The organism is Streptomyces sp. NBC_01013, from assembly GCF_045162765.1.
Lineage (GTDB): Bacteria > Actinomycetota > Actinomycetes > Streptomycetales > Streptomycetaceae > Streptomyces.
The window spans coordinates 8,251,807-8,278,773 of record NZ_CP108687.1; the positions used below are offsets into that span (position 1 = coordinate 8,251,807).

Here is a 26,967-nt window from a genome sequence, read left to right on the forward strand (position 1 = left end):
CGACCACCTCCGCGACGTTCCCGCCCACCGGCCCGGCCGCCCACCGGCCGGACGTCTGGCGCACCGCACCCGCCGATGCCCCGGCTGCTCGCTCTGCCGTACGACCGGCGCGCCCGCCAGGGATGAGCAGGACAGCCCCTGGCACGGGCGGCCGGCGGCGAGCCACTGGGCGAGGCCGCTTAGCCCGACCGCCCAGCGTCCGAGGTCGGTGACCTCGGGCGCTGGGCGGTGACCACGGTGAGCAACTCGGCCTCAGGGCCGGCCCCAGGCGCTTCTCAGATGGGGACGACCGCCCCTTCGCGCATCCAGCCCCGTCCGTCCGCTGCCGCATCGGTGGTGACCAGGACGTAGCCGTACTCGTTGTAGGACGCGCCCTCACAGGTCGATGCGCCGACGATGTCCCCGGCGTACTTGGTCTTGACGACGACACTGTTCGGATTCGGGTTCTCGTACACCCCGGCGGTCGGCCACACGACCTTGTACTGGCAGCCGGCCTGGGCTGCGGCGCCGGGGGCAAGGGCAAGCGCTCCGGCGAAGCCGAGCGCGGCGGCCAGGACGGCGGCGGCGGGACGGGTCATGCGCATGATCGGTGGCTCTCCTTGGGAGGCGGCGATGTGTCAGGCACATGATGACAGGTCGGATGGGCTGACGGCGCTCAAGGAACTCGGCAGACGAGATGAGGGAACGCCGGGGGCAATTCGGCACGCTGCGTTGCGCCGTCAGCGCAGGGGCACGCAGTAGTCGGGGCCGTCGTGCGGTACATGCCTGCCGGCGGAATCGCCGTACTCCTGGAGGCGTCCTCGGCGCAACGCTCATCAAGCGGCGGGAAGACCAGGACATCCGGTGGCGGGACAACTGACCGCGCTGCCGGACGGGTTCGACGCTGCTGCTGAAGCTCAAACGGCTCGCCGAACGCACAGTCCGGATCGAGCCCGGGGAGGGCTGTTCACCATGCCGCCGCCGTGGTTGCCCAGCAAGCCCCCACGGCCGGGCGCCTCGCCATACCGAAGGCGGGCAAGACCTATCGGCCCGCGTACCGTTGCGCTAACGTCCCGCGGGCGGGATCTCGTGAGGCTGGTCATACATCCGCACGTCGCGTGCAGTCGCCAGCGGCATCAGCCGTGCAAGGCCGATCTCGCGGAAGTGGTCGGAGTCGCGGTGAGCTGCGAATGCCGCGGAGTTGACGTACTTCTCGATGCTCACGTACCGCTCGGGTGTGTCTTCGGAGCGGAACACGTCGTAGGAGAGGCAACCCGGTTCCTCGCGACACGCGGCAGCGAACTCGTGCAGGACCCGGCTGAACTCAACGGTGTTCTCCGGACTGCATGTCACATCGGCAACGAGAAGTACGGTCGACTCCATAACGCACACCCTACGTTCAACGGTTACGTGTCCGGCAGCAGGACGCTGAGGTCCGGTCACAAGGAGGAGCTCCCCACCCGGTGTCGGTTCTGATGGCGGCCATGCTTGATGCAATCCGCTACTCGAACGGATGCGGACTCGCAAACCGTCCCTTGAGGGAGGACATTCTGGGACGGTAGGAAGGCCTTGTGGTCGCCTGATCATGTGGGTTCAGGCGTTCACTGCGGGGTGTTCTCCACCGCCCACCAGCGGAAGAGGGCGAGTGCCTCAGTGAGGTTGCGTGGCCCGCATGCAGCATGGAAGGTCATGTGAGAGGTCCAGGCCAAGACCCAGTCGTCCTTGCTGCGTCTAAGGTCCTGGCGGAGGAAGTCGTGCCCTTCGAGGTCGGTGTCCTGCAGGTCGATGCGGACTGACCAACCGGGGTTGTCGAGCGTGTCGATCTTGACGCCCCATTCATGTTCCCAGTCCTCATTGCACTGTGCGGAGTACCAACCCTGCAGCCAGTCCAAGACGTTCTCGGCTTCGGTCATGGCACGAGATGCTAGGTCAGCCGCGGGCCCAGGACCGTGACACGTTGGTTCAACCTGCCCTGGGAGTCGCGAGGGCCGAGCCGGTACACGTGCGAATAATGACCGAACAGGAGGGGCGGCGGTTTCAGCAGATCGTGCGGCGGAGCAGCGCCAACTCGGTGCGCTACCGACGCGCGACGATGCTGCCGGCCTCCGCCGGCGGGAACCGGGTCCCGGTGAACGCCCAACTGGTGCAGGCCGACGATGACACCGTCCGCGACGTGATCCACCGGTTCAACGAGATCGGACTGGCCTCCCTGGACCTTCGTGGGCGGGAGGCCGCCCCCGCCTGCTCAGTCCTGACGACGAGGACTTCGTCGTGCAGACGGCCGCCACCCGCCCCCACCATGCTCGGCCACCGGCGGGTCGTGCTGGGCCGCGTAGGGCCAGCCCGAGCGACACCCCGCGACCCGCCACCGCACCCACGGCGTTCGCTGCTTCCACGGCTGCTACTCCGTCGGCGACTACAACCTGTGGGGCGTCAACCGCCGCGAGAAGGGCGCCGCGAACACTCTGGCCGTGCTCCGATCGGTACCGGCAGGAACGGCCGCAGCGGCTCGCACTCGGCATCACTTGGATCACCCCGCCCCAGGCCCACATCAACGACCCGGACACAGAGCAGTCACCTGATCCGCAAGAGAGGTTCTAACCTCGGGCTTTCACGGGCGGGCCGGCGCGGACCTTGATCAGATAGACGGAGAGTGCCGCTGAGCTGTGGCGATGGGACTTGCCAAGGGTCTGTCGGATGAGAGGAAGCAAGCACTCTCCAGGTGAACGAGCGCATCGTGCCGTAGCCGCCTGCCCGAGCCCTTGTCGGCGGTGCCGCGGGGTCGCATAGGCTCCGCAAAATGGCTGGTCACGGGAGCGGTCTGTGCAGGACTCTGTGGGTATGCCTCGACGTCTCATGTTCGTGCAGTTGAAGACTGGTTACAGCACCGACCGCGGACCCTCGTGGATCGGGTGGGTGGGCTTCTCGAAGACCTGGAACACTGCGTACTTTCGCGGGAGGACACTGCGCAGGGCAGGGGGAATGTTCGATGCGAACTTCTACGACGTGCAGACCGACGAGGAGTTCTGGGTCTCCGGGCCGAAGCGGGACCGCACGGACACCCGCTATGGCCCCTCCGACCCTGAAATCGAGCCGGAAGCCGTCGACGCCTATCGCGCCTTCCTTGAGGGCGCACCTCTGCCGGGCCGGGAAAACGGCTGATGTCGCGCCCTTGCGAGCGGGGTCGTCCGGGTCTTGATCATAAGGGCGGAGAGTGCTCCTGAACTGCAACGATGGGACTTGTCTAGGGGCCGTCGGCCGCGCGGACGGCCAACTCATCGGCCGACGGCCAGACCTGAGGGCGCAGGGTCAGTTGTTCGAGCCGACCGTGTTGTCGTGACCGGCGTTGAAGACGTCGTCGGCAGCGAACTGGAGCCAGTCGCCGAAGACGAGCGTGTAGGAACTGCCCTCCGGGATGGTCACGTTCACATCGGCGCTGGCAGCGGACGCACCGCCCAGGACGATGGCGAGAGCGGCAGCGGCGGTCAGTACAGAGGAAACAGAGCGCATGGAGAAGACCTTTCGAGGTAGTGGACGAAGAGTGATCAGGCCGCACCTGTTGTGGGACATGAGGAGCACGCCCTTGACCCGATCAGCTTGTGGGCGCTGGTGCCTGCGCCCCGCCGCGCCACACGGTTGATCAAGCTGAAGTCACCTGCTTGGCTCGGCACTGTTGTCGGCAACTCATGAGCGCCTGCTGGGGGTACTCGTACCAGGGAGCGCCACAACCGTCCGGGGCGCGCGCAAACCCATCCACACGTGTGTGTACCTGGCGAGCGTCGGCGCGGGGGAGTGGTTTGGTAGGAAGGAAGACGGAGAGGGCGCTCTGTCGGCGGACGGTCAGAGGAAGACGGCCGGGGGCGAGGCGGCCGGCGTGGTTGACCGTGGCGGTTCTCTCGCAGCGAGTACCCAGGCCGCGGCCCACCCGTCGTACAGGAGGTGCCGACCGACGCGGTCAGGCCTGCGTGCGCAGGCGTCCCTGGCCACCGGGTGCGCCGAGGCCTGTCTGAAGATCGAGGTCAGGACACCGGGCGGCACCAAAGTTCTCCCGCGGGCCGAGGCGGCCAACGGGGCCGAGGCTGTCGCCACGGTCCGCTGCGCGCGGCCCGACGTTGTCGTCGTGGACATCCGGATGCCGGAGATCGACGGCTGCCCCGTGTTGCCTGCTCACACGGTTGACCTGTCTACAACAGGGATGTCGCCTAGCCTTGTGAGTGGGGACGTCTTCTGATCCGGAGTTCGCCATGATCAATCGGCGAAAGGAAAGCGAGACCACGCTGACATCCCCGCTTCCCGCGCCGAGGCGGATCGCATGGATTGTGTGGAGCGGCGTGGGCACGCTCGGCCTCCTCGGCCTCCTGATGTGGGCAGGCAAGGGCCACCCGGCCTGGAACGAGGGCGGTTGGGGCTGGGCGCAGGGGTTCACCGGGTGGGTGGCGCAGATCTTCGGCGGGCTCGGGCGGGTCGTCGACGGCGACGGCCTCGTCCTCGGCCAAAGGCTGGGATTCTGGTTCGTCGCGCTGGTCGTTCTCTACCTGTACTGGCGCGCGACGCGTGCGCTGGTGGCCTACAAACCGGGTCCGGTCGACGTTCAGGAACTCATCGACGCGACGGCCCCGGGGACCCTCGCTGTGCCGGTGGGGGATCTGACCGCCGAGCTTCGTCAGCAGTTGTCCGAAAGCAGCATCTACGCACCAACAACGCTGCCCGCCGAGGCCCCGCCGACCAGCTTTCTCGAGCTGGTCGGCGATGTCGAGCTGGACCCCAAGAAGCTGGGGACCGCAATTCCGCGCCTCCTGAGCCGGCTGAGGCCGAAGCTTGCCTACCGGGTCGGAGGAGTGCTCCGGATCCGTGAACAGGGACCGGATCGCTTTGGTGTGACGGTGACGGTTACGGCGTTCGTGTTCGGCGGTTCCAGCTCGACGACCCTGTGGGGAAAGGAATGGGGCGAAGTCATCCGCAAGACCGGCTGCTGGGTGATCAGCGTCCTGCTGCCGGTGACTCGAGCGGGGCGGCAGCCACCGTGGCGTCAGTGGTGGGGCCGTGAACTCAATCCGGAACTGTACGAGGCGTACCAGAGCGCGAACGAGCTCAGCCGGGCCGGCCGCTATCACGAGGCGTTGTCCCGGTACTTCGACGCGGTCGCGCTCGACCCCAAGAACGCGTACCTCAGGAGTGAGTTGGCCGAGGTGCAGGAGAAGATGGGTCTGCATATCGACGCTCTCGAAACGTGTCAGCGCGCCCTGACTCTCGATGGACAGACTTCCAGGCAGTACAACAGGCGACTGTGGCTGAGACCTAGGGAGGCGGATTGGCGGCGGCTGCGCTATCTGCGTCACCCTCGCCTGTATCGGGACGTGCTTGGTCTGCGGTACCGGAACGCCATCCTCCTGGGAATGGCGGAGGAGACGGCACAGCAATGGGCCCAGCGTAAAGGCAGCCAGGATGACACGACCCGGCGCCGCCTCGTGCCCCTTCTGGCGGAGCGCTACCAGCAAGCGGCCAGCACGCTGGCGCCTCCCGGGGAGGAAGAGGCCTGGCTCGCAAGAGTGCTGGAGCAGTCCCTCTACGGGAGGTCCGAGTCCGCTGCCGTCGCCAAGAATCTTGTGCGTCTGGTCTTCCAGCGGGCCGCGATGCAGGAGACGAACCGTCTGGCCGCAGATGACCGCTGGGCGCGCCTCGCCGGCCTGTACTGGCCGGCACGGCTCCGAAGTTACTTCCGGCTCATATCCCCCTTCTCCCATGTCCAGAGCGTCCGCGGCCCCCGGCAGGCGGTGACTCGAGGCGCATTCCGTATCAACCGTGAGGTGTGGGCCCCTCTGCGTCTGGCGTGGGCGGTTGAGAAGATGCAGCTCCCCGGCCCCGGGTGCGACCCGCACTCCCGCTATACCTGGCGCACCGGACCGCCTGTGACAACGCACGTCACCCCCGATGAACTCGAAGCCCGGATCGACAGGGCCCGGAGTCGACTGGTCTTTGTACGTCGCTTCCTTCCGCGGTGCCGGCGCGGCGACTGGTTGACCCGCTACAACAGCGCATGTGTGCATGCCGTGGCCCTGAAGATCAAGGTCAACAAGGAGGAGAGGGAAGCCCGGACGAAGGAGCACACGCAGCACGCGGTGGAGGAGCTTGAATGGGCGATTCTGGTTCCCAGAGGAGACTCCGCAACGGTGGAGCGGACCTGGATGGTGCATGAGGACCCGGATCTCGCTCTTCTTCGGAGGGCGCCGATCTTCGAGCGCTTCGTACTGACCGCCTACCCGGGGCAGGAGCTTCCGGCGCATCCTCCGCCGCACAGCTGGTCCGAGGCCCAAATGAGGGAGTACGACTACAGGCTCCTCGAAGAGGCCGCCAAGGTGATGGAGAAGGTGTGGATCGCCCGAGGCGAGGAGCCCAGCTTCGACATCCGGGACGCGACGGAGTGGCTTCGTGCCGAATCCGACATCTGGAACGGGATGCGGAAGGTGTCCGACTCGCAACAGCGGGGCCACTGGGAGTACCGAGTGGACCTCATTCGATCGGTTCGGGCCGGCAGTCAGCCCACGCTCCCGGACACTCTGGGATTCCCTCCCTCGATGTTCGCCGAGGGCTCGGTGCGGTCGGACCGTGACGTGATCACCAGACGCCTCCGGAGGCTGCAGAGCGACCTCCGGAGAGACGTGAGAGGCGAGATGGCCCACTACACGAACATCCAGGAGGGGCAGGACGCCTTCAGCAGGGCCACAGCGGGCGGCGTGGCGTGGCTGAACCCGCGTACCGTCCACAGCCTGTGCACCGCATACTCTGCCGTCTGGCAGACGCTCGCCGAATGGCTGGAACAGGGCCGGGCCGAGAGCCACTTCGTGGACGCTCTCGACAATGTTCCCAAGCCATCGGCGGACGGGCTGCCCCGGGAGGGTGTCCCACGCTACGGATCCTGAGCAGGGACCGGCATTTCAGGGGCGCACCCGCGCTGTTCTGCCAGCGGTGAACACCGGCCCGCCCGGGCTCGACGATCACTACAGTCCAGTCTCATGACGACGGTTACCGCGCGTACGGTCGGGTACCCGGCCGACGGTGTGACGATGATCGGCCACCTCGCGCTCCCGGCCGGCGTCGACCGCCGGCCTGCGGTGCTGCTCGGGCCAGAGGGCATGGGACTCAGCGACGTCGAGCGCCGCCGGGCCGATGCTCTCGCCGAGCTGGGGTACGTGGCGCTTGCCTTCGACCTTCACGGCGGGCGCTATCTGGGTGACCCCGAGGAGATGCTGGCCCGTTGCATGCCGCTGCTCGCCGACCCCGACCGGCTGCGGGGCATCGGCCATGCGGCGCTCGACGTGTTGCGTGCCGAACCGCGGACCGACCCCGACCGGATCGCTGCCGTGGGCTATGGCACCGGGGGCGCCGTCGCGCTGGAACTCGGGCGCGACGGCGTCGACCTGCGTGCGATCGGGACGGTCAACGCAACGATCACGGGCCGACCGGGCGAGGCTGCGCGCATTCGCTGCCCGGTGTGGGCCGGGGTCGGGTCGGAAGACCCGATCATGCCGCCCGCGCAACGGGACGCGTTCACCGCCGAGATGCAGGCCGCGGGCGTCGACTGGCGCCTCGTGGTCTACGGCGGCGCCCTGCACGCTTTCCACCACCCGCCGGTCGATCACCCCGTGGTCCCCGGCGTCGGCTACCACCCACAGCACGCGCAGCGCGCCTGGCGCGACGTCATCGACCTGCTCGCCGAGTGCCTGCCCGTAACGGCGTGACCTGGTCAGCAACACGCGATTCCTGGCCGCGAGCCAGGCGGTAGACCGCCACCGGCTCTGGTTTGGGGGACATCACCGCAGATCGGAGACATGGGGACGAGGTGCTCTGCGAGGCCGTTCCCACTCGGCGGCGGGAACCGGCTCCGCCGATGGCAGGGCTCATCCGGCTTCAGGGGCATCCGGCTTGGTGTTCTCCCTGCGCATCATCCGGCGCAGGCTCGCGCGAGCCGCGTCCCGCCCCGGCACGGCCTCCGCCTCCGCCTCCGCCTCCGCCTCCGCCTCCGCGAGCTTCTCCTCCCACTCGGCCTTGCCCCGAGTCAGCGCGTCCCTCTGGGCGGTCAGCTCGGCGTTCTGGCAGCTGAGCTCGTCGATACGTGCCGCCGGCTCGCATTTCGAGCGGCCCGCGTGCCAGTGGACGTAAATCTGGGTGAGGTCGACCACGACGAACGGTCTCCTGGCCGTCCGGGCGACCATCGGCCTTCCGAACCACAGGGCCAGGGGCCCCCACGCGCCTCAGCGATGACCAGGCCCTCGATCCCGGACGCCGTCGTACCCAAGGCCGATGAGGAGAAGGCGGGATCAGGAAGTACACGACGCTCGAACCACCCGAGACGGGGATGGCGTGAACACCCACACTCACTGGCCGGCGAGATATTCCGGCCGAATGCCCGGCGAACCCTGGGTGCTGACCTCGGCGGCTCCAAGATCCCCGACTGAGTCACGTGAGGAGGCAGACGTTCGACCGCCACGGCCCTTCATCCGGTTTTCCTCTACGGGAGCAGGCCTGCGGAGGCGAGAACCCCGGCCCGGTCGATGGCGATGCGTCCCTCCTTGAGTACGGCGTGCACATGGGCGGGGTCGGCGAGGGAGTTGATGTCGTTCAGGGGGTCCGTTCCGCAGACGACCAGGTCGGCGGCTTTGCCGGCGACCAGGCTGCCGGTGGTGTCACCCACGCCGCACAGATCGGCGGCGTCGAAAGTGGCTGCTCGGATGGCTTGGAGCGGCGTCATGCCACCGATGCGGACGAGGAGTCCCAGTTCCTTGAGGTTCTGTCCGTGGGAGGCGATCAGGCCCGCGTCAGTTCCCATCGCGACACGGATCCCGGCTGCCACGGAACGCGCCACGGACTCCTGGGCCACCCGGTGCCAGTGCACGGCCTTCGCGTGTACGGCCGCCGTCACGGCGGAAGGGTCGGGATCGGCCATGGTCTCCAGGAGGGTGGGCACAAGGAACTGGCCACGTTCGGCCATCTCCGCCCGCAGTTCGTCGGTGAGAGCGTAACCGTGCTCGATGCTGCGGACCCCGGAGCGGACAGCCGCGGCGATCCCGGCCTCCCCGATCGCGTGCACCGCGACGGGAAGGCCACCGTAGGACTCGGCCTCCTCCACGGCTGCGCGGATCATCTCCGCACGCAGCCCGAGCCATTCGGGCTGGTCGTGCGGGGAGGTGACGCCTCCGCTGGCGGCGAGTTTGATGCAGTCGGCGCCGGCGGCGACAAGCTCGCGTACACGGGTGCGGATGTCATCGACGGTGTCCACGATGCCGGCAGGGCTGCCGGGAAAAGCGACGGCGGAGGCGAGGGCGTCGATGCCGCTCGGGAGGCGGAAGTCGGCATGCCCGGCCGTCTGGCTCAGCATGCTCACCGCGACCAGGAGCCGCGGGCCTGCGATGCGGCGTTCGGCCACCGCCCGCCGGAAGCCCGCGTCGAGCCCCATGAGGTCGCGTGCCGTGGTCACCCCGTTGTGCAAGGTGACACGGAGCCGTTCGATCACCTTTAGCGTCCGGTAGCTGACGGGTTCGCCCGCACCTGCCAACGGGCTGCCCACCGGGCCCGGTAGGGCGAAGTGCACGTGCGCGTCGATGAACCCCGGGCAGATGGTGCGGCCACCGAGGTCAACGCGGGTTGCGCGACGTAGTTCGGGATCCTCCGGCGCCGCGTGGGCAGGGCCGCACCAGCGGATGAGGGCGTCTTCGACCACCAGGATTCCATCGGACACCGGCGGGGCACCCGTACCGTCGACGATCCGGGCGTTGTGCAGGACGACAGAGGTCGGGGGCACGGCGATCCTTCGGTTTCGGCCAGCGGTGAGGCGATCGTGCCACGGCACACAGGCAAGATCGGGGAGCCGCTCAGCAGTGAGGACCGGCTTTTCACTTGGGGTGCCGGGAAGCCCTGACCTCCACGACCGGCCGGCAGGGCCGGAGCCCGTCCCGCCCTTCAGGGGCGTCTACGCCCGCATGGCCACCGATCGCGCCACCTTCGCCTCTGGCTCCTTGTCTGACGTATCGGACGGATGCTGTCGCGCATGCTCACCGTGATCAGCGGCGTTCTTGTACGGGTAGGGGAGGTAATCACACGACAGGGGAGTCGAGTTGGATCCCGTGGGCATCGGAACGGAGGGCTGCGACAACAGCGCCTCCGTGGGCGAGCGTGAGGAAGGACAGTCCCACCTGCTCCGGGGTACGGGCCGCGGTCGTCGATTCGTGCTGCTCCATGGTTCGGGTATCCACCCACAACATGACCATGAGGTACCTCACGAAAGGGGTGATGGGGAGGGGCCGTCCCGTCGCCGTGATCACCGGAGCCACCTCCGGACTGGGTCGCATCGCCGCCTTCGAGCTGGCCGGCCGGGGCTACCGCATCAGGGCCGTGGCCCGTTCCCGTACCAGAGTGGAAGCCCTCGTCGCCGACCTCAAGACGGTGACGAACGAGCCGGTCGACGTCTTCCACGCGGGCCTCGGACTGATTTCCGACGCGCCGAGTGGGGGAGGAGATCGCCGCGTACTACCGCTGCCCGCGCTCGGACGTTCTGGCCAACAAACGCCGGCCTGCGTGGCTTTGCGCAGCGCGTCACCGCCGAGGGCTTCGCGGGGATGACGGCTGTGAACTACCTGGGCCCGTTCGTCCTGACCGAGGCGCTGAAGACGAAGCTCGGCGCCGCGCCCGGATCGTCAACGTCGCCACCGAGGCGTCCCAGCAGGCCAAGACGATCGCCCCGGCCGAGGATCTGCGCCGCACCGACCCCATACACCCGCCGGGAGTCGATGGCTCTGTACGGGCGCACCATGCTGATGACCATCATGTGGACGCAGGACCTCGCTCGGCGCATGGACCCGGGCGAGGTCACGGTGAACTGGTGCGCTCCCGGTTTCAAGGCCACCGGTCTGGGCCGGGACCTGCCCGGCTCGGCCGTGCTCCAGCGGGTGCTGAACACCTGCGGATGGGGGACCCTCGCAAGGGCGCCGGCATCATCGTGCGGCTCGCCACCGACTCGGCGCTCGGGGCATCAGCGGCGGCTGTCTTTCCCGTGCGCGACGCCCGCTCACTCCAGTGCCCCGAGCCCGGCCGGGACCCGCGCGTACAGGGGATGGACGGTCACCGCGGCAGCCACGGGTGTGACCGTCGGCGAAGCACCCCCATCCCCGTGAGCCCACAGCGACGGGACACCAGCACTTGACACCCAGACGGCCACGATCGGAGCGAGGGGATGCGGAGTCGCTCTCGGTGCGGTCGACCGGCTCGGTGGCGGCAGCCCGGGCGGGCGACGGCTGCGCAGGGCGTCGCGGGTCTTGGCGTATTCGGTGAGGCGTCGCTGACGTCTACTTCGGTGCCCGAGAGGTCGAGGAACCCGGCCGCCTCCCGCGGATCACGGCCGAGACTGCTTCGGTGCCGGGGGAGTCGCGCAGGCCGAGCCGCAGGTGTTCGACGTGGAAGAGGGCCTGCTCCACCAGTTCGGCGACATGGTGGTCGTGCAGGGCGTAGATGATGGAGCGGCCCCGGCGCTCGCTGGTGACGAGTCCGAGGTTGCGCAGCAGGCGGAGCTGGTGGGAGCAGGCTGAGGCCTCCATGCCCACGGCCTCGGCGAGGTCGCCGACCGCGCAGGGGCCCTCCTCGAGGCGGGCCAGGATGTACAGCCGGGAGGGGGTGGCCAGGGCCTGGAGCGTGGCGGCTACTTCGGTGGCCCCCGCCGCATCCAGGCGCTCGCGGGGGGTGGCGTGGTTCTTGTCATCGGCTCCGTGACCCATGGCATCCACCCTACCCGTCACACATGAAAACCTGTTCAGATGTTCCTGTACGGTGGATGGGTCGCCTTGCTTCCGGCCCGAAGGGTTTGTTCTGTCATGCCTTCCGACCTGCTCCAGAGGGCCGGGCGGGCAGCCTCGGCCGCCCCGGGAGCGGCGCCGAAGCGCCTCACCCGGGTGTTCGCCCTGCCCGAAGCGCGCTGGGCCGCCGTCGCGCTGGGACTGTTTCTGATCGCGCTGCCGCTCCAGCTGACCGGCGCTCCCGCCTGGGCCTGGGGCCCGCTTTACGCTGCTGCCTACGTCACTGGCGGGTGGGAACCGGCTCGGGCGGGGCTGACGGCACTGCGGAAGAAGACCCTGGATGTAGACCTGCTGATGATCGTTGCTGCGATCGGCGCGGCCTCGATCGGGCAGGTGATGGACGGCGCGCTGCTGATCGTCATCTTCGCCACCTCCGGCGCTCTGGAGGCCCTGGCAACGGCCCGTACCCAGGACGCCGTGCGCGGTCTGCTCGATCTCGCTCCGAGCGTCGCCACCCGCCTGGCCGACGACGGCAGCGAGTCGAGGGTCCCGACCGAGGACCTGGTGGTCGGCGACACCCTCTTGGTCCGTCCCGGTGAGCGGGTCGGCGCGGACGGCCGCGTGCTTGCCGGGGCCAGTGAAGTGGACCAGGCCACCATCACCGGCGAGCCACTGCCGGTCGTGAAGGAGGTCGGGGACGAGGTATTCGCCGGCACCCTGAATGGCACCGGTGCCCTGCGGGTCAAGGTCGAGCGGGACGCCTCGGACTCGGTGATCGCCCGGATCGTGGCCATGGTCGTGGAGGCTTCGAAGACCAAAGCACCCACCCAGCTGTTCATCGAGAAGGTCGAGCAGCGCTACAGCCTGGGTATGGTCGGCGCGACCCTGGCGGTCTTCGCGGTCCCCCTCGGGTTCGGTGCGGACCTGACCGGCTCGCTGCTGCGGGCGATGACCTTCATGATCGTGGCTTCCCCGTGCGCGGTGGTCCTGGCGACGATGCCGCCGCTGCTCTCCGCGATCGCCAACGCCGGACGTCACGGTGTCCTGGTGAAGTCCGCCGTGGTGATGGAGCGTCTCGGGCAGGTCGACGCGGTCGCCCTGGACAAGACGGGCACCTTGACGGAGGGCACCCCCCGCGTCACCGACATCCGTCCCCTGTCCGGCTCCGGGCTGACCGAGGATGTCCTGCTGGCGCTGGCGGCCGCCGCCGAGCACCCCAGCGAACACCCCTTGGCCCGCGCCGTCGTCGACGCCGCCCGCACCCGCCACCTGACCATCACCGACCCGCGGGGCTTCACCTCCACTCCCGGCATCGGTGTCACCGCCACCGTCGACGGCCACACGATCACGGTCGGCGCACCCGACCGCCTCCTCGGTGGGAACGGCGGCGCCGGCTCGACCCGTGTCGCCGAGGTCGCGGCCGACCTGGAGCACCGGGGTCGCACGGCCGTCCTGGTTCTGCGCGACGGCGTCCCGGTCGGGGTGCTCGGCGTCGCAGACCGGCTGCGCTCCGATGCCGCCGCGACCGTCGCCACCCTGACCGCGCTGACCGGCAGCACCCCAATGCTGGTGACCGGCGACAATCCCCGGGCCGCCGCCCGCCTGGCCGCCGAGGCCGGCATCCCCGGCGATCAGGTCCACGCCACTCTGCTGCCCCAGGACAAGGTCGAAGCCGTACGGCGCCTTCAGGCCCGCGGGCGCAAAGTGCTGGTCCTCGGCGACGGCGTCAACGACGCCCCCGCCCTGGCCGCTGCCCATACCGGTATCGCGATGGGCCGGACCGGCTCCGACCTCGCCCTGGAAACTGCGGACGTCGTCATCGTCCGCGACGAACTCGCCACCGTTCCCAAGGTCATCGCCCTCTCCCGGGCTGCCCGATGGCTGGTGGTGCAGAACCTGGTCATCGCCGCGGTGTTCATCTGTGGCCTGGCCATCTGGGACTTGGTCGGCCACCTGCCACTGCCGCTCGGTGTGCTCGGCCACGAGGGCTCGACCGTCATCGTCGGCCTCAACGGACTGCGCCTGCTGCGCGAAGCCGCCTGGAACCGCGCCGGACGGGACGCTCGGTGAGCCGCCGCACCAAGAAGGTCGCGCCCGCTGCGGGTGCGGCCCGGCCCACCGTCACCGTCTGCCGGGGCTGCTGTTGCGGCACGCCGGCCAGGGTGCCGTATCTGGACCACGAAGCGCAGCTGGCCGACCTGCGTGCCCAGCTGGCCGAGGTCGCGATGGTTCGGCGCACCGACTGTCTGGATGCGTGTGAGCGCGCCAACGTCATCGTCATCCAGCCCTCAGCCGAAGGCCGTAAGGCCGGCGGACGCCCCATCTGGCTGGGGCAGGTCAACGACCCCGACGCCGCCGCCGACATCACCACCTGGGTCAAGAACGGCGGACCCGGCCTCGCCGAGGCGCCCGACATCCTCGACCTCTACACGTTCAGCCCGTCCCGACGCATCCGCCACGAACTCGACGACTGACAGTGCGACCGTCGTCAGTAGTCAGCACGAGCAGCGTCAACGGCAGCCACTGACATATCTCTGACTCGGCGCCGCGCGTGATTCCCGTCGCCTCGACGACCCGGTGCTGTCGGAGGTGCTGGCCGAGCGCGGGCGGACGGGAAGGGCGTCGACACAGGTCGTTCAGCGGGGGCTCGTCAGCACTCACCTAACTTGATCTTTAACCTCGGGGCCCGAACGAGTCCTCGTACTTGATCACTCGGACTGGTAACTGCGGTACATGCGGGCGGCCTTCGGCTGAGCATGTGATCCGACCAAGGAACACACAACGCTCAGCACGAAGGCCGTGGGGATGAGTCTGTCGCATCACGTCGTCCGACAGGATCCGATTGCGGGACTGTCACGCTTCCGGGGTGAGTTCTACTCCTGTCTGACCAGGCGTGCGGATGGACTGTTCGAACTCGTGGACGCGGTGTTGTGCGCGGACGGGCCGGTCCGTTCCCTGGTGGAACTGTCATTGGTCGGCGAACACCGGCGGGGACACGGCGGGCTCTACGACGCCCTGGCCGCAGGCCGGGTCGATGTCACCCGGCTGCGACGGGCCCTCGCCACGATGCCGCTGCCGCGCGCGTCGGACGGCCGCCTCGTCCTTGCCGCCGACCTCACCTGCTGGCTGCGGCCCAGCGCCCACACCTCACCGCAGCGAATCCTGTGCCATACCTACGGCCGGGGCAAGGACCAGCACATCCCAGTTCCCGGCTGGCCGTACTCGGTGATCTGCGCGCTTGAGACGGGCCGCAGTTCCTGGACCGCACCACTGGACGCACTACGTCTGGCACCGGGCGACGACGCTGCCACCGTCACCGCCAGGCAGATGCGCGAGCTCATCGAACGGCTCATCACAGCCGGGCAGTGGAAAGACGGCGACCCGGAGATCCTGATCGTGGTGGACGCCGGATACGACGTGCCACGTCTGGCCTTCCTGCTGAAGGACCTGCCGGTGCAGGTGCTGGGCCGGATGCGCTCGGACCGCGTACTTCGACGCGCGGTACCACCCCGTGAGCCCCGTCTCCGAGGGCGGCCGCCCCGTCACGGCGGCGAGTTCGTGTTCGGTGACCCGGCCACCTGGGGCGCCCCCGACGCGCAGACGGTGACTGCGACACGCCTTTACGGCACTGCCGTCGCACGGGCCTGGGACCGGCTCCACCCGAGACTGACCCACCGCTCGGCCTGGACCGCCGAGCTGGGTGCCCTGCCGGTCATCGAGGGCACCGTGATCCGGCTGCGGGTCGAGCACCTGCCCAGCGGCGCGACACCGAAGCCGGTCTGGCTGTGGTGGTCAGGCACCGACGCCACAACGGCCGACGTCGACCTGCTCTGGCAGGCATTCCTGCGACGCTTCGACATCGAACACACCTTCCGGCTCTTCAAACAGACCCTGGGCTGGACCTGCCCGAAGATCCGCAGCCCCGAAGCCGCCGATCGCTGGACCTGGCTGATCGTCGCCGCGTTCACTCAGCTCCGGCTCGCACGCCCACTGGCGGCAGACCTCCGACGGCCGTGGGAGAAGCCGGCCCCGCCCGACAGACTCACCCCCGCCCGAGTCCGCCGCGACTTTCGGCACCTCCGCACGAAGGCCGCCTGCCCAGCCGGAGCACCGAAAACCGCCCGGCCCGGTCCAGGACGCCCACCCGGCCGCAAGAACGACCAGCCCACTGCCCGCTATGACGTGCACACAGTCGGCAAACCAGGTTCCGCCAAGCGACGAACGAAAAAGTCAACGACTCCACGTCCACGCCGCACAGGTTAAAGATCAAGCTAAGGGCTGTCCCGCAATTCCTGGTGGATCAGCGTGCGGCGTCAGATGCGGTGTATCGCCCAAGGCGGAGAGGCGCCTGCATACTGGATGTATTCGGGTGTTTCGGCAACGCGGCGAGGTGCCGTAGCTGTCGTCGTGCGCCCGCCAGGAATTGCGGGACAGCCCTTAGGCCAAGGCCGTGAAGTTAAGGCTTGGTCGTTGGCGTCAAGATCTTGATGTTGAGGGTGGCTGTGTAGGTGCGCCGGTCGACTCTGAGGCTTTTGTATGCGTATCGGGACATGGGTCGTTTCACCGCTCGGGGGCTGACGCGGAGGCGGCGGGCGGGCATGAGGTGGTCCAGGACGGCTCGGCCGATCGTTCCGGCGAGGTCGATGACGGAGTCGGCGATGATGCCTGCGGCTCGGACGATCTGATCGCGGGCGCATCGTAGTGCGACGCTGAAACTTCCCCGGTCGGGGTCTGCTCCGGGTGTGGTCCCGGTGGCGTCGGCGATCGCGATCCGCAGGGCCTGGTATGCGCTCAGGAGGGCATAGACCTCTTGGGTGATGCCTGCCCAGGTCTGAGAGCGCAGGACTCGTCGGCCCAGCATCGACTTCTTGATCGCGAAGTAGGCGGATTCCACTTCCCATCGCTCGTGATAGAGGCTGACCAGGTTGGATGCCGGGTATCGGTGGTGGTCGAGGAGGTTGGTGGCCAGCCGGTAGAGGCCGGTCGTGCGGCCCTGGCTGGTAATGATGGTGATCTCGCACTCGATGATGCGGACTTCGAGGCCGCCGAAGCGGGAGAGGTGGGAGCCGTCGTCGAAGCGGGCCAGGACCGGGGGCTTGCGGGCGGCCGAGATACGGGCCAGGAAGGCGGCCTCGGTGCCGGCGACGGCGGTCAGGAACGGATTGCCGGAGAAGCCCCGGTCGAGAAGGACGATCATTCCCGCGTGCAGGGAGCGGGCCAGTTGCTTGGCGTAGGCGGTCTCGCCGCTGGAGCGGGGGCCGAAGGCAGCGTCCAGGACCGCGCGGGTGCCGCAGGCCACCAGCGCGGTCAGGCAGATCTGCGGGTAGCCGGAGGTCCCGTACTGGTTGGTGATCCCGCCCAGACGGGCCCGGTGCAGTGGGCTGTCGGGGACGTCGAGGCAGGTGCCGTCGATCGCGACGGTCAGCAGGCCCTTGAAATGGGCGCCGGTGGTACGGATCGCTGTCGCGGGCCCGCGCAACAGGTCGAACAGGGCCTGCATGGGACGCGCCCCCAGGCGGGTCCGGGCGTGCCAGAGCGCTGTGCCGGTGACCTTCGCGACCGGTATCGCCTCCAGCGAGGCGGTGAGCTTGCGCCAGACTGCCAGGTAGCCGCAGTCGTCGAAAAGGGCCGCGGCCAGCAGCAGGTAGACCACCACCCGGGCAGGAATCTTCCGCAGCCGCTGCTGGACCGCACCCGTTTCGACAAGGGCCGCATCGACCATCTCGAACGGGACGATCCGGGTGAGTTCCCCCAGATGCCCAGGAGCGAACAGGCCCTTGGCTACCGTGATTTCACGCGTGATGACACACTGATCGGACAGCGGAGCCTCCGGTGCTGTGAACGGCTGTCTTGGTCGACTGCCAGTTCTACCGGGGCTCCGCTTCTCACGTCCCGGATCGCACCAGATCAGACCCCACACGTTGGCGTCCCCCGAGCCCTAACTTCACGGCCTTGGCCCTTAGGCCGCGATGCTACCGAGCTGCCCATCGCCCGTGCGGTTTCAGGATTGGCGCTGGAAGTCCTTCGAGGGGTGACGTGAGGGCCAGGGGGCCAGATCCAGTGATCGAACGCTGCACCCCTCCCGTGCCCGCCCGCGGCCATACGGCGTCCAGCAGGTCTGTGGACGGTGACCGCGAAGCAGCCGGCGGTTCAGTGGCGGAAGCAGCGGGCAGCCCTCAGGTCCGGTGCAGGATGGCCCACGATCCCCAGCCGGCTGCGGCTTGGGTTGCCTGCCAACTGCCGGGCAGGGCGGCGGCCACGGCGTCCGTCGGAAGATACAGAGGTCCGTCTTCACCGAGCTGGTTGATCCACAGCAGGACGCCCTCGGGGGCGAGGACGCGGGCGGCCTCGGTGGGATAGAGCAGCATGTCGATGGTGGCGACAGCCGCCACTGAGGCATCGGGGAGCGCAAGCCGGCCGGCGTCGGCGCGTACCCGGCGACGTGAGCGGCCCGCGGCCTGGCGGAGCATCTGCTCGGACAGGTCCAGGCTGATCACCGTGGGGTAGGCGGCCGCCGGCAAGGGGGTGAACAGGCCGGGTGAACAGGCCGGTGCCTGAGCCGAGTTCCAAGCAGGGCCCCGCGGGGAGCGGTACGCCGCGGTCGATGGCGTCGCGCAGCGGATCGTCCCGACCGGTGGCGCGGGTGGTGTCCCAGTCGGCGGCCAACTGGTCGAACTGGTCAGTGATGAACGCGGCGGCTTCGGCCGTCCGGGGGGCGTCGGCCGTCAGCCAGGTCACGGGCGAACGCCCGGAAGACGTCGGCTGTGCCGGGCGGCGGCACCGGTTTGCCGTCCGGACTGGGCAGGACACGCGGCAAGGTGGCAGTCACAGGGCTACTACAGCATGCCGATGGCGGTTCACGGATCGGCCTGTGGGTAGAGCTGGCCCTCCACCCGCGGGTGGAGGGCTACGCTCAGTTGTGGTGCTGGCCGTGCGTGTCCCCTGTGGGGACGTGCTGCACGGGGTCGGTGTGATCGTGGCCGGTGTCGGGCGAGCCGCCCCTCATGCGGAGTTCTGCGGGACGTTCGGACGCAGCCTGGTTGCCGCGGGCCGAGGAATCCGTGAACCCACGTGCTTCGGCCCCGACTGTGACGATCGACTGGCAAGCGGAATGGAAGTCGGTCTGCGTCTACTCCCGCTCAAGTCCTGTTCGGCCTTCGAGGTCGCCTCGATCCACGAGGGCGCGCTGCACTGCTCCGATGTGGATGTCGAGCGGCAATGCCCCGACGCCCATGGCGGGTTCAACGGCGGCACCGTCTTGGACCACATGCTCGGCTTCCAGTTGATGCCGAGGCTGAAGATCACCCGCTTCGCGAGGCTGCACCGGCCGGCCGCCGGGCAGGACGAGAACCGTGGAGGGCCGCCGCATGACCGGCTCGACCACGGTCATGCCCCAAGCACAGGGCGGCGGTGACAGCACGGTGAGGCGCTCATGCAGGACCGCCGGCCAGCATGGGCGAACACCACAGGTCGGCGCTCGCCCTCGTGATGGCACAAGAAGGAGGATCCCCCGGCCCAGTCACTGTCTCGTCGCCCTCTTCGAGCCGCCACAGCCGAAATTTCTTCATGTCCGTCTCGGTAGCAGACCGCAGGCTCAGACGTCGGTCCACGAGGACCGGGTGCGCACGCGCACCCGGTCCTCGTGGACCGACCACGGCAGGCCAGCGCACTGCAACACATCGCCGGGGGCTGTGTGCTGAGCTCCTGGGCAGCGCAGCCGGACACCGGGCTGCCCGGCTCCCGTCTCGTACGGTCTGACGTCGCGGACGCCCGCCGTCCGCGACGGAACTTACCGAACCCGGCGGTGCCGCCGGTACGGCGGAAGGATCCGAACGAGTACCGGGAATCAGGCTGCGACGAGCTCCTGCTTGCGGTCCGGAGTCTTGACCTTGGGCTTCTTGTTCGGCAGCGAGAGCCGGAAGACCTTGTGCCACGCGGAGACCACCTGCTGGGGCAGCGGCCCGGTGACGTACTCCAGTTCGTACTTTTCGAACAGTGCGCGCACCTTCACCGCGACCTCGGCGTATCGGTTGCTCGGCAGGTCCGGGAACAGGTGGTGCTCGATCTGGTGTGACAGATTGCCGGTCATGAAGTGCATGGCCGTGCTGCCGCTGATGTTCGCCGAGCCCAACATCTGGCGCAGGTACCACTGGCCGCGCGTCTCGCCCTTGATCGACCGGCGCTCGAAGACCTGCACGCCCTCGGGGAAGTGCCCGCACATGATCACCGAGTGGGACCAGATGTTGCGGATCAGGTTCGCGGTGAACGTGGCGGCGAGCGTGGTGAGGAACGACGGGCCCGACAGCAGTGGGTGGATCACGTAGTCCTTGAGCACCTGCTTGCGGATTTTGCGGCCCACGGCCCTGGCCCGCGCGCGGAACTCCGGGTTCTTGCGGCGGCGCTTGTGCAGGTTCTTGCCGAGCTCCAGGTCGTACGCTGCGATGCCGTACTCGAAGAAGCAGGCATTGATGAAGTTCCACAGCGGCTGGCCGAGGTGGAACGGGTGCCACTTCTGGTCTTCATCGACGCGCATGATGCCGTAGCCGAGGTCGTTGTCCTTGCCGATCACGTTGGTGTACGTGTGGTGCAGCTCGTTGTGCGAGTGCTTCCACTGCTCGGACGGCGAGACGTGATCCCACTCCCAGGTGGTGGAGTGAATCTTCGGGTCTCGCATCCAGTCCCACTGGCCGTGCAGGACGTTGTGGCCGATCTCCATGTTGTCCATGATCTTCGCCACGGACAGGCCGGCGGTGCCGAGCAGCCACGCGGGCGGGAAGACCGAGAACAGCAGCACGCCCCTGCTGACCAGCTCGAGCTTGCGCTGGGCCGAGATGACCTTACGGATGTAGGCGGCGTCCTTCTCGCCGCGACTGGCGATCACCTCGTCGCGGATCGCATCAAGCTCGTGGCCAAGCTCCTCGATCTGTTCCGCTGTCAGGTGGGCGGTGGGGTCGATGGCGGTCAAAGTGCTCCTACCGTTCGATGTCGCAGGGGCCCGCCGCGGCGGACACGCAGGTCTGGATGAGGACGCCCGGCTCGGCCTCGGTGATCTCGCCGGTGCGCAGATCGCGGACGGCGCCCGCCTTGAGCGGCGTGATGCAGCCGAAGCAGATGCCCATGCGACACCCGGAGGGCATGAGCACGCCGGCCTCCTCGCCGACGTCCAGCAGCGGCGTGGCGCCGTCCGCGTCGACGGTCTTGCCGGTGGCGCTGAACGTGACCTCGCCGCCGTCTCCGGCGACGACGATGCTGGGGCGGAAGCGTTCGGTGTGCAGGTACTCGTGTACGCCGTGCTCGGCCCAGTGCTCTGCTGCGGCGTCCAGCAGGCCCGCGGGCCCGCAAGCCCAGGTCTCGCGCTCGGCCCAGTCGGGCACGAGTTCGTCGAGACGGCCGATGTCGAGCATGCCATCTGTGTCGGTGTGCACTTCGGTGAGCCGCAGCCTCTTGTCCGCGACCAAGTCGTGCAGGTCGTTGCGGAAGATCACGTCCCGCGGCTGTGGCGCGCAGTGGACCATGACGACGTCGTCCAACTCGATGTCGCGCAGCATGCCCATCACGGGCGTGATGCCGCTGCCGGCCGTCAGGTAGAGCACCTTGGCGGGTTTGGCCTGCGGCAGCACGAAGTCACCGGTCGGCTGGTCGAGCTGGATCAGCGTGCCCGGTTTCGCCCTACGGACCAGGTGGTTGCTGACCTTCCCGTCCGGGATCGCCTTCACGGTGATCGTGAAGCGGCCGTCCTGGCGGTTTGTCGGCGAGGTGATGGAGTAGGCGCGCCGCAGGCGCACCCCGTCGACGTCCACCCCGATCCGCACGTACTGACCGGCTGTGTGGCCGCGCCAGCCCCGCCCGGGCCTGATCACGATAGTCGCGGCGTCACCCGTCTCGGGGTGCACGGCCTCGATGCGCCCTCGCAGGTCAGCGCTCGCACGCAGCGGGCTGACCAGGTCGAGGTAGTCCGACGGCAGCAGCGGCGTCGTGACCATCTCCAGCAGTTTCCACGCCCTGCTGCGGAGGGCTGCACTCGTCATGACTTCAGCTTGCTGCGCCTCACGGCGTAAAGTCCTGACCGCAGGATGTAAATCTGGTCGGCCGAATTGTTCGCAGGGAACAAAACGTGAACCACGCAATCCGGAGGGCCAGCGAACTGGCCCTCAATGAGACGACGGTCACCGCACTTCGGGCTGCGCTGAAGACCACCGCCGACGAGGTCGTCCAAGCGATCATCGACGAGGTCCCTCCCTACGCCAACGCCCTGTCGGGCCGCATGGGCGGCACCATCCGCCGAGCCGTGCGCACCGCCCTGGGGCATTACCTGGACCTCGCGAGTGGGAACGCCACGGGCGGGGACGCCGGTGACGCAGCCTACGAGCTGGGCCGCGGCGAGGTGCGGGACGGCCGTTCGATGGACGCCCTACTGAGCGCCTACCGCGTCGGCGCCCGCGTCGCCTGGCGATGCCTGGCAGCGGGTGCCGTACCCGCGGGTCTGCCCGCCGCCGAGGTCGCCAAGTTCGCCGAGCTGACCTTCGCCTACATCGACGAGCTCTCCGCCGCGAGCGCCGCGGGCCATGCCGACGAACTGGCCGCCCGGGGCAGGGCCCACGAGCGCCATCTGGAACAGCTGGCCCGCGACCTACTCGCCGGCGCGAGCCCGGACGTGCTGCTGGCCTCCGTCCAACGGGCCGGGTGGCAGCCTCCGGTTTCGCTGACCGCGGTCCTGCTGCCGGCTGCCCAGGCCTGGCCTGCCTACCGCGCGCTCGACCCGAGCACCCTCGTCCTCGACGATCTGCCGGACGCCACAGGTGTGCTGCTCGTCCCCGATGCCAACCGATCACATCTCTTGCGGCACCTGACCGACCGTACCGCCGTGGCCGGCCCGGCGCGGCCATGGACTCGTGCGTCCGCCTCGTACGCGCGAGCGCTACGCGCGCGCTCCCTCTCCTCTGACATTCGCGACACCGAGGACCACCTGCCCGAGCTGGTGCTGAGCGCCGACGTGGACGCGTTCGCAGACCTGCGTGCCCGAGTCCTGGCACCGTTGCGGACCTTGCCTGTCGCGACCGCACGGCGGCTGGAGGAGACGTTGCGGGCGTGGCTGCTGCATCAGGGCAGGCGCGACGAGGTGGCGGCGGCGTTGTTCGTCCATCCCCAGACAGTCCGGTACCGGATGTCGCAGCTGCGGGAGGTGTTTCCCGATCTCGCATCGCCACACCGGGTCCTTGAACTGACGCTGGCGGTCGGCCTTCGAGTCAGTTGACGCGTACTTCGACCGTCCACGACCGTCTCCGCGAGCAGTCCAGGAATCATGTGTGGCTCTCGGTGCCATCAGCTGGTTCATGCGGCCCGGAGAAGAGCGGTATGAGCCGGCTGAGACCAGGGGGTGATGGGAAGACCGGACGAGGCCTCGGAGAGCCCGTCGGGGCGCTGTCTCTGAAAAGCGAGGTGGCGGATACGGTTCGACTGGATCCGGTGAACGATGCGCATCGCCCTGCGGCGCTCGTCGAGTGTCGGGTCGGCGGTCTGGTCCGCTATGTCGCGGAAAGCGGCTTTCATGTGGCCGTGGAGGGCGCCGTGCTGGCATGAGCTCACCATGGGCGGACGGTGGGCTGCAGTTGGGTGAGGCGGGGAGGCCTGGCATGCCGCGCGCAAGGGAGGATGGGGATGGAATGACGGAACGTGAGGTCAGGAGATTCCATGGCGAAGCGGTTTCACCGTCCTCGTGAGGATGCGGAGTTCAGTTTCATCCTCGGGATGAGCGAGGTTCCGGTGCTCGCGTACTTCACCGGGACATGGCCCAAGGCAATCGAGCCCTGCCGGGTGATGGACCTCGTCGTGGGCGGCATCGCCGACGACTACGCGGGCCGCCTGACGGCCGTCCGTGCTGACATCACACGTTGTCCTGCCGCAACCGAGCGATACGGGATCACCGGAGCCCCGTCCTACGTCCTGCTGAAGCAGGGAGAGGTGGTGGCGCACGGCATGGGGCCCATGACCATCACCGAGATGCGGAAGTTCCTGGACGGCCACCTCTGAGCGGCCGCTGCGGCGCGTGGCCGCGACACCCTTCACGTCCCGTCCACGGGAGCTGCGCCGCCTGGCACCTTGGGGCCGAGACACGCCCGCAGTCACATAACGCCATCGAGTCCCTCGTCCGCGGGGGAGTGCGGCAGTCGCTGCGGTGACCTCGGGAAACACCATGGTCATGTGTTGCCCGCCGGGAACGAATCAGCACCCGCCCGTCCGTAAATCGGGCCAAGAGCGCCCGTCAGGAACTGCGGGACAGCCCTTGGCTGTCCCAATTCGGCTCCGCAGCGTGCCGAGCGAGCAGGGCTGAACCGTCCCCCGCCGCACGGACGCTCTCCCTGGTCCGGCGGCCGTTACAGCGGCCTCCCTCGTGCTTCTGCGGCGGAGGGATCCTGTGCACCTGCTCTTGCGGGGTCGTCACTTTCTCGGACAGCGTCGGTGTGCTCAGCTCCGGAATTCTCACCGCTGGCGGGCCGGCCCCGGAGTCCGTTGACCACCAGTCCGAAGGTGGCTGCGGCAATGACCGCCGCGGCGACGGCGGGTAGGGCTCCGGCCTGCCAGTTGTCGAGTACTGCCCCGCCGAGCGTCGCCCCGGTAGCGATACCGAGGTTGAGTACGGTGATGCCGATCGCCCCAGAGGCGGCCTCCCGGCCGGGGGAGGCGATCCGTAGCAGGTGCATCTGGAAGACCGGTGGCAGCAATCCGATGAGTACGCCCCAGCCTGCGATCACCACGACTGCCACGGAGAGACGGAGATTGATTAGGAGCAGTGAGGCGGCGCTGCCGGCGAAGGCGGCGCTGACCCAGCTGAGCGCCTGTCGCGGGAACCGGTCGGAGAGTGATCCGGCCCCGATGGTGCCGACCACCCCTGCCGCTCCGAAGACGAACAGCAGTATGCCGCTGGTGGCGTTGTCGTAACCGCCGAACTGTTTGAGCAGCGGTGCGATGTATGTGTAGAGCAGGAAGTGTCCGGTGATGACGAGCCCTCCGGCTAGCGCGACGCCGAGTGCGGTCCACAGTGCCGGGTCTCGGCCTTCCCGCCGCGCAGCTGGCTGGGGCGCGTCTCGAAGCGGCAGGGAACGGATGCCCAGGGCCGCCAGCGCGAGCAGCGCCGCCAATGCGCCGAAGGAGACCCGCCACCCGAGCCAGACGCCGACGGTAGCGCCGAGCGGAATGCCGACGATGCTGGCCATCGCGGGACCGGCCAGCACTACCGAGACGGCTCGGCCGGTCCGCGCCGGCGGGACGAGTGTGGCCACCGTTGGCACGAGCAGCGACCAGAAGAGGCCGTGCGCGGCGGCGGCGGTGATACGGCTGGTGAGCGCCCACCCATACGAGGGGGCGAGCGCGGTGCCGGTGGTCGCGAGGGCGAGCAGCAGCAGAACGAGGGTGAAGAGCCGTCGGCGCGGTACCCGGGCGGTCAGCCGGGTCAGCGGGACGCTGGCTACGGCGATCGTCAGCGCCCATGCGCCGACCAGTCCGCCGGCGGTCGCGGGTGTGATGTCCAGGCCGTCGCTGAGCTGCAGCAGCATGCTCGCGGGCAGCAGTTCGGTGGTGACGGTGGCGAAGGCCGCGCCCGAGAGAAGAAGCAGTGCTCCCCAGGGCAGCCTGGGCGGCGCTTCCGCAGTAATTTCGGTGGGTTGAGTGCTCATGGTCGGTACCGTAAAGTCTCACATTCATGTGAGAGTCAAGGAGCGGTTCATGCGGATCGGCGAGCTGTCCAAGCGCACCCGGATTCCGATCCGGATGCTGCGGTACTACGAGGAGCGGGGGCTGTTGAGGCCGGAGCGCGCGCCGAGCGGCTACCGGCACTATCAGGAGGCGGACGTCGAACAGGCAACGCTGGTGAGCAGCCTGGTCAGATCGGGGCTGCCGACCAGACTGATCCTGCCGCTGCTCCAGGAGAACCAGGTGGACGGGGACGCAACAGACGACGGAGACGACCTGGTCGCACTGTTCGACGCCGAATTCGCCCGCCTCGACAGCCAGGTCAAGTGCCTGAGCTTCAGCCGGAACGCCGTCCAGCAGCACCTGCGACGCCTCCGCAGCAAACGGGTCAATCAAGAATGAACGGTCGCCTGAGCCGCCCAACCACCCTGCGTACAGCGGATGGTGGCTTAAAGGTGCTCAGTAGTCGGCCTTACGCCTCATGCAGAACGCCGCGATGCAGTGGTCACCAGCGACGCACTCCATATCCAGCGCGAGCACGCCGCCTACCTGACCGGACGCTTGGCGCACTACATCGTGATCGCCAAGGGGAACCAGAAGAAGCTCCGCAAGCCGCTCGGAGCCCTTCCCTGGAAGCAGATCCCGCTGCAGGACCGCACCCGCACCACCGGTCACGGTCGCAGCGAGCTCAGACGCATCAAGGTCTGCACTGTGAACAGCCTCCTGTTCCCCGGCGCCCAACAGGCCATCCAGCTCAAACGCCGCCGCGTGCACCGCAAGACCGGGAAGGCCACCCTGCACACCGTCTACGCGGTCACCGGCCTGACTGCAGAGCGGGCAACGCCCGCCCAACCGGCGACCCTGATCCGCGGACACTGGTCAATCGAATCACTGCACCACGTCCGGACACCATCCTCACCGAGGACGCCTCCCAGCTACGGACCGGCAATGCACCCCGCGCGATGGCCACCTGGCGCAACCTCGCCATCGGCGCACTCCGCCTCGCCGGCACCGCCAGCATCGCCGCCGACCTGCGACACAACGCGAGAAGCCCCACCGGCGCCTCGCTCTCCACGGGATCGCATGATCACCAATCCGGACGAAGCGCCACTTTGCCGAGGCCCTGGCCCCGGTGAGGTCGAGGTCCGCGGACCGGACGGCGGGGCGGGGTTCGACTCGTGGGGTGATGGTCAGGTACATCCAGGAGCGGGTCGTAGATGTTGTCGTCCGGCTCGGCAACGTGGAAATGAATCCGCATGGCGCGGAGGCGGTGGGGCATTCGGCACAACCTTGGTTCTCCAGATGCCTCAGCACGTCTCATCCCTCACCTGGAAGGACTTGTGCGGAGGCATCACACACCTGATGATCTCGTCCCTTTCGATCGTTCCGACTCGCTCGGCGGCCCCGCGGGCGAAGCATCCTCCGGGATCCAGTAGACGGGGCGATACTGATCGTGCCCGACCGTCCCGTCGCCGGGCCGGCCCCGGACGTCGGGCGCGTCGGTAGGGGCGCAGCT

25 protein-coding genes and 2 pseudogenes are annotated in these 26,967 nt (G+C 68.5%); 13 read left to right on the forward strand and 14 right to left on the reverse strand.

The genetic code is table 11. The features are described from left to right. Positions 1–275: 275 nt before the first annotated feature. The 3 genes and pseudogenes from OG538_RS35740 to OG538_RS35750 form a co-directional block, all read right to left on the reverse strand. Complete coding sequence (locus OG538_RS35740; protein WP_406099788.1) at positions 276–584, reverse strand: glycosyltransferase; 309 nt, start codon at positions 582–584, stop codon at positions 276–278. A gap of 460 nt (positions 585–1,044) precedes the next feature. Further along, entirely contained in the window at positions 1,045–1,362 is a 318-nt protein-coding gene (locus tag OG538_RS35745; protein WP_406099789.1) for a putative quinol monooxygenase, read from the reverse strand. 218 nt (positions 1,363–1,580) lie between these two features. Continuing rightward, positions 1,581–1,811 (reverse strand): annotated as a pseudogene (locus tag OG538_RS35750) (Imm53 family immunity protein); the annotation flags it as partial. A gap of 179 nt (positions 1,812–1,990) precedes the next feature. On the opposite strand from OG538_RS35750, the pseudogene OG538_RS35755 reads away from it, so the two are divergent. Both OG538_RS35755 and OG538_RS35760 read left to right on the forward strand, forming a co-directional pair. Next, positions 1,991–2,471, forward strand: a pseudogene (locus OG538_RS35755) (helix-turn-helix domain-containing protein); the annotation flags it as partial. A 490-nt stretch (positions 2,472–2,961) separates the two neighbouring features. Then, entirely contained in the window at positions 2,962–3,141 is a 180-nt protein-coding gene (locus OG538_RS35760; protein ID WP_406099790.1) for a hypothetical protein, read from the forward strand. A 147-nt stretch (positions 3,142–3,288) separates the two neighbouring features. Here the strand turns inward: OG538_RS35760 and OG538_RS35765 are convergent, their stop codons facing one another. Beyond that, positions 3,289–3,489, reverse strand: coding sequence for a chaplin (locus OG538_RS35765; protein WP_406099791.1), 201 nt, complete (start codon positions 3,487–3,489; stop codon positions 3,289–3,291). 734 nt (positions 3,490–4,223) lie between these two features. Here OG538_RS35765 and OG538_RS35770 point away from each other — a divergent pair. Beyond that, positions 4,224–6,899, forward strand: a complete 2,676-nt coding sequence (locus tag OG538_RS35770; RefSeq protein ID WP_406099792.1) for a tetratricopeptide repeat protein — start codon at positions 4,224–4,226, stop codon at positions 6,897–6,899. A 93-nt stretch (positions 6,900–6,992) separates the two neighbouring features. Continuing rightward, complete coding sequence (locus OG538_RS35775) at positions 6,993–7,718, forward strand: dienelactone hydrolase family protein (protein ID WP_406099794.1); 726 nt, start codon at positions 6,993–6,995, stop codon at positions 7,716–7,718. 159 nt (positions 7,719–7,877) lie between these two features. Here the strand turns inward: OG538_RS35775 and OG538_RS35780 are convergent, their stop codons facing one another. From OG538_RS35780 to OG538_RS35790, 3 genes are all read right to left on the reverse strand, one after another. After that, the gene (locus OG538_RS35780; RefSeq protein ID WP_406099795.1) at positions 7,878–8,159 is read right to left on the reverse strand and encodes a hypothetical protein; all 282 of its coding nucleotides are present in this window, start codon (positions 8,157–8,159) and stop codon (positions 7,878–7,880) included. Between the two features lie 329 nt (positions 8,160–8,488). Next, entirely contained in the window at positions 8,489–9,778 is a 1,290-nt protein-coding gene (locus tag OG538_RS35785; protein WP_406099796.1) for an amidohydrolase family protein, read from the reverse strand. Positions 9,779–10,070: 292 nt separating this feature from the next. Next, a complete protein-coding gene (locus OG538_RS35790; RefSeq protein ID WP_406099797.1) occupies positions 10,071–10,214 on the reverse strand; it encodes a hypothetical protein in 144 nt (47 codons plus the stop codon). A 52-nt stretch (positions 10,215–10,266) separates the two neighbouring features. Here OG538_RS35790 and OG538_RS35795 point away from each other — a divergent pair, with 52 nt between their 5' ends. Beyond that, positions 10,267–10,596, forward strand: a complete 330-nt coding sequence (locus OG538_RS35795; protein WP_406100433.1) for an SDR family NAD(P)-dependent oxidoreductase — start codon at positions 10,267–10,269, stop codon at positions 10,594–10,596. 10 nt (positions 10,597–10,606) lie between these two features. On the opposite strand, the gene OG538_RS35800 is transcribed toward OG538_RS35795, so the two are convergent. Both OG538_RS35800 and OG538_RS35805 read right to left on the reverse strand, forming a co-directional pair. Next, positions 10,607–10,786 carry a hypothetical protein gene (locus OG538_RS35800; RefSeq protein WP_406099798.1) on the reverse strand — a complete coding sequence of 60 codons (180 nt, stop codon included), beginning with the start codon at positions 10,784–10,786 and terminating at the stop codon, positions 10,607–10,609. Between the two features lie 532 nt (positions 10,787–11,318). Next, entirely contained in the window at positions 11,319–11,744 is a 426-nt protein-coding gene (locus OG538_RS35805) for an ArsR/SmtB family transcription factor (protein ID WP_406099799.1), read from the reverse strand. Between the two features lie 96 nt (positions 11,745–11,840). Between OG538_RS35805 and OG538_RS35810 the strand changes: the two genes are divergently transcribed. The 3 genes from OG538_RS35810 (at position 11,841) to OG538_RS35820 (ending at position 16,025) form a co-directional block, all read left to right on the forward strand. Beyond that, a complete protein-coding gene (locus tag OG538_RS35810; protein ID WP_406099801.1) occupies positions 11,841–13,832 on the forward strand; it encodes a heavy metal translocating P-type ATPase in 1,992 nt (663 codons plus the stop codon). Further along, entirely contained in the window at positions 13,829–14,236 is a 408-nt protein-coding gene (locus tag OG538_RS35815; RefSeq protein ID WP_406099802.1) for a (2Fe-2S) ferredoxin domain-containing protein, read from the forward strand. Before OG538_RS35810 ends, OG538_RS35815 begins: the two co-directional genes overlap by 4 nt. 331 nt (positions 14,237–14,567) lie before the next feature. Continuing rightward, positions 14,568–16,025, forward strand: coding sequence for an NF041680 family putative transposase (locus tag OG538_RS35820; protein WP_406093517.1), 1,458 nt, complete (start codon positions 14,568–14,570; stop codon positions 16,023–16,025). Between the two features lie 193 nt (positions 16,026–16,218). Here OG538_RS35820 and OG538_RS35825 read toward each other — a convergent pair whose 3' ends face one another. Together OG538_RS35825 and OG538_RS35830 are read right to left on the reverse strand one after the other, a co-directional pair. Next, positions 16,219–17,583 (reverse strand): IS4 family transposase, encoded by a 1,365-nt coding sequence (locus tag OG538_RS35825; RefSeq protein ID WP_406100435.1) that lies wholly within the window; start codon positions 17,581–17,583, stop codon positions 16,219–16,221. A 355-nt stretch (positions 17,584–17,938) separates the two neighbouring features. Continuing rightward, complete coding sequence (locus OG538_RS35830; protein WP_406100436.1) at positions 17,939–18,445, reverse strand: class I SAM-dependent methyltransferase; 507 nt, start codon at positions 18,443–18,445, stop codon at positions 17,939–17,941. 236 nt (positions 18,446–18,681) lie between these two features. Here OG538_RS35830 and OG538_RS35835 point away from each other — a divergent pair, with 236 nt between their 5' ends. After that, positions 18,682–19,176 (forward strand): Tn3 family transposase, encoded by a 495-nt coding sequence (locus OG538_RS35835; RefSeq protein ID WP_406099803.1) that lies wholly within the window; start codon positions 18,682–18,684, stop codon positions 19,174–19,176. 432 nt (positions 19,177–19,608) lie between these two features. Here OG538_RS35835 and OG538_RS35840 read toward each other — a convergent pair whose 3' ends face one another. Together OG538_RS35840 and OG538_RS35845 are read right to left on the reverse strand one after the other, a co-directional pair. Beyond that, entirely contained in the window at positions 19,609–20,727 is a 1,119-nt protein-coding gene (locus OG538_RS35840) for a fatty acid desaturase family protein (RefSeq protein WP_406099804.1), read from the reverse strand. A gap of 7 nt (positions 20,728–20,734) precedes the next feature. Beyond that, positions 20,735–21,790 carry a ferredoxin reductase gene (locus OG538_RS35845; RefSeq protein WP_406099805.1) on the reverse strand — a complete coding sequence of 352 codons (1,056 nt, stop codon included), beginning with the start codon at positions 21,788–21,790 and terminating at the stop codon, positions 20,735–20,737. Between the two features lie 86 nt (positions 21,791–21,876). Between OG538_RS35845 and OG538_RS35850 the strand changes: the two genes are divergently transcribed. After that, positions 21,877–23,016, forward strand: a complete 1,140-nt coding sequence (locus OG538_RS35850) for a PucR family transcriptional regulator (protein WP_406099807.1) — start codon at positions 21,877–21,879, stop codon at positions 23,014–23,016. A gap of 437 nt (positions 23,017–23,453) precedes the next feature. Continuing rightward, positions 23,454–23,792, forward strand: a complete 339-nt coding sequence (locus OG538_RS35855; protein WP_406099808.1) for a thioredoxin family protein — start codon at positions 23,454–23,456, stop codon at positions 23,790–23,792. 344 nt (positions 23,793–24,136) lie between these two features. On the opposite strand, the gene OG538_RS35860 is transcribed toward OG538_RS35855, so the two are convergent. Beyond that, the gene (locus OG538_RS35860; protein ID WP_406099809.1) at positions 24,137–25,435 is read right to left on the reverse strand and encodes an MFS transporter; all 1,299 of its coding nucleotides are present in this window, start codon (positions 25,433–25,435) and stop codon (positions 24,137–24,139) included. Between the two features lie 49 nt (positions 25,436–25,484). Between OG538_RS35860 and OG538_RS35865 the strand changes: the two genes are divergently transcribed. Both OG538_RS35865 and OG538_RS35870 read left to right on the forward strand, forming a co-directional pair. Continuing rightward, positions 25,485–25,853 (forward strand): MerR family transcriptional regulator, encoded by a 369-nt coding sequence (locus OG538_RS35865; protein ID WP_406099810.1) that lies wholly within the window; start codon positions 25,485–25,487, stop codon positions 25,851–25,853. Between the two features lie 99 nt (positions 25,854–25,952). Then, positions 25,953–26,957, forward strand: a complete 1,005-nt coding sequence (locus OG538_RS35870; protein ID WP_406099811.1) for a transposase — start codon at positions 25,953–25,955, stop codon at positions 26,955–26,957. Positions 26,958–26,967 lie beyond the last annotated feature (10 nt).